The 1,724-nt window shown below is 45.6% G+C and carries 2 protein-coding genes; one reads left to right on the top strand and one right to left on the bottom strand.

Annotated elements, in window-relative coordinates:
- A partial coding sequence (locus PX484_RS01620; RefSeq protein WP_288102714.1) for a heavy metal translocating P-type ATPase occupies positions 1-1,173 on the top strand: 1,173 nt, incomplete at its 5' end.
- 199 nt (positions 1,174-1,372) lie between these two features.
- On the opposite strand, the gene PX484_RS01625 is transcribed toward PX484_RS01620, so the two are convergent.
- Positions 1,373-1,724, bottom strand: a 352-nt coding sequence (locus PX484_RS01625) for a hypothetical protein (RefSeq protein WP_288102715.1), incomplete at its 5' end; no start/stop codon positions are given.

Consider the following 1,724-nt stretch of genomic DNA (forward strand, 5'->3'; position numbering starts at 1 on the left):
CACCACGAGATGATTCAACCCACTTCTCCCCTACTTTTGTCCCTAAAATTAGCGATTTCTGTGCTTGTGGTCGCTTGTCCCTGCGCTCTCGGTTTAGCCACACCGACGGCCCTACTGGTGGGAACCAGTTTAGCAGCCGAAAGGGGTATTTTGATTAAAGGGGGCGATGTTTTGGAAACCGTCTCGCGACTGCAAACGGTGGTTTTTGACAAAACGGGAACCCTTAGCCAAGGTCATCCGGAAATTACCGATTGTTTGAGTTTTTCTATCCTTAATTCCCTGGAAATTCAACAATTAGCGGCAGTAGTGGAGAGTGGTACTAATCATCCTCTCGCTCAGGCGATTTTAGACGCGGTTACTCCCCCTACTAATCTGACGGGGGAAGATTTTCAAACTGTGGCCGGATTGGGAGTTTCGGCAAGGGTGCAGGGGTCGAAAATTGTTCTAGGAAATCGGCAATGGTTGGCGCAGAACGGCATTAAAATCGATGAAACTATCAGGGGGATTCAAGAGCTTTTACAAGCGGGTAAAACGGTGATTTATCTGGGGATGGAAGAACAATTACTCGGCGCGATCGCTTTTCAGGATCGATTGCGTCCCGATGCTCAAACAACCGTGAATCAGTTACAAAAACTCGGTTTAGAGGTGATTTTACTCAGTGGAGATCGCCAAGAAGCGGTGACAGCGATCGCTAATAGTTTGGGTATTAGCCAATTTTATGCCGAAGTTGCCCCCACCGAAAAATCGGCCTTAATTGCCGACCTACAGACAAAAGAGGGCAAAATCGTGGCTATGGTCGGGGATGGTATCAATGATGCTCCTGCACTAGGACAGGCTAACATCGGTATTGCTCTGGCCGGTGGCACGGAGGTGGCCATGGAAACAGCCGGGATCGTTTTAATTAGCGATCGCCTGGAGGATGTGGTGCAATCTCTGCATTTAAGTCTGGCCACATGGCAAAAAATCCGACAAAATCTTTTTTGGGCTTTGGGTTATAATACCTTTGCTATTCCCATTGCTGGTGGTTTATTACTACCCCGTTGGGGTCTAGCTTTCAGTCCGGCCCTAGCAGCAGCTTTAATGGCTTTTAGTTCGGTTATGGTAGTGAGTAATTCCTTGCTTTTACGTCGTCAATTTCCTCCGCTCTCATCGACGAAGGAAAGCGAAAATTAAAGCAATTACCGATTTTTTCTCGATAAATCCATCAAGCACCAAAAAGAGCGACTCTCTTATTCTTTGTGTGATAAGTTTCACTGATACAGGAGCGATCAATCTCTGTGTATTCTGTGTCTTTGTGGTTCGTTACCCAAGAGAGCCAAGATGGTATTTTGTCCCTGTCTTTGTCAGTTGACGGAGACAGGAACAAATCGGGTTAAGCGGTAATTCTGGTCAGGGATTGGCCTTGATAATTGTTGGTAATAATCTGGTGAATAGATTCAAAAAATCGCCGACAACGATTATTAGTTCTCAGGGGCAATTCATGATTTTTTACCAATAAATCGATCTGAAGTTCCGAGCTAGTGGGAGGATGAATAAACAATTCCACTTTCACTAACTGGGGAAAGAAAGCATCGTTAGGAACTTCCGATAAAAGCAAGACATCGGTCCGGCGCTTGATGATTTCAAATTCACCCAAACTTAATATATCATCGTATAAAAACCCGGTCTGATGAGGAGAAATCCCGACAAAATAGGAACAGCAATAGCGAGCCATGGCAGGGAAA

The organism is Microcystis sp. M49636_WE2 (genome assembly GCF_030065375.1).
GTDB classification, from domain to species: Bacteria; Cyanobacteriota; Cyanobacteriia; order Cyanobacteriales; family Microcystaceae; genus Microcystis; species Microcystis aeruginosa_C.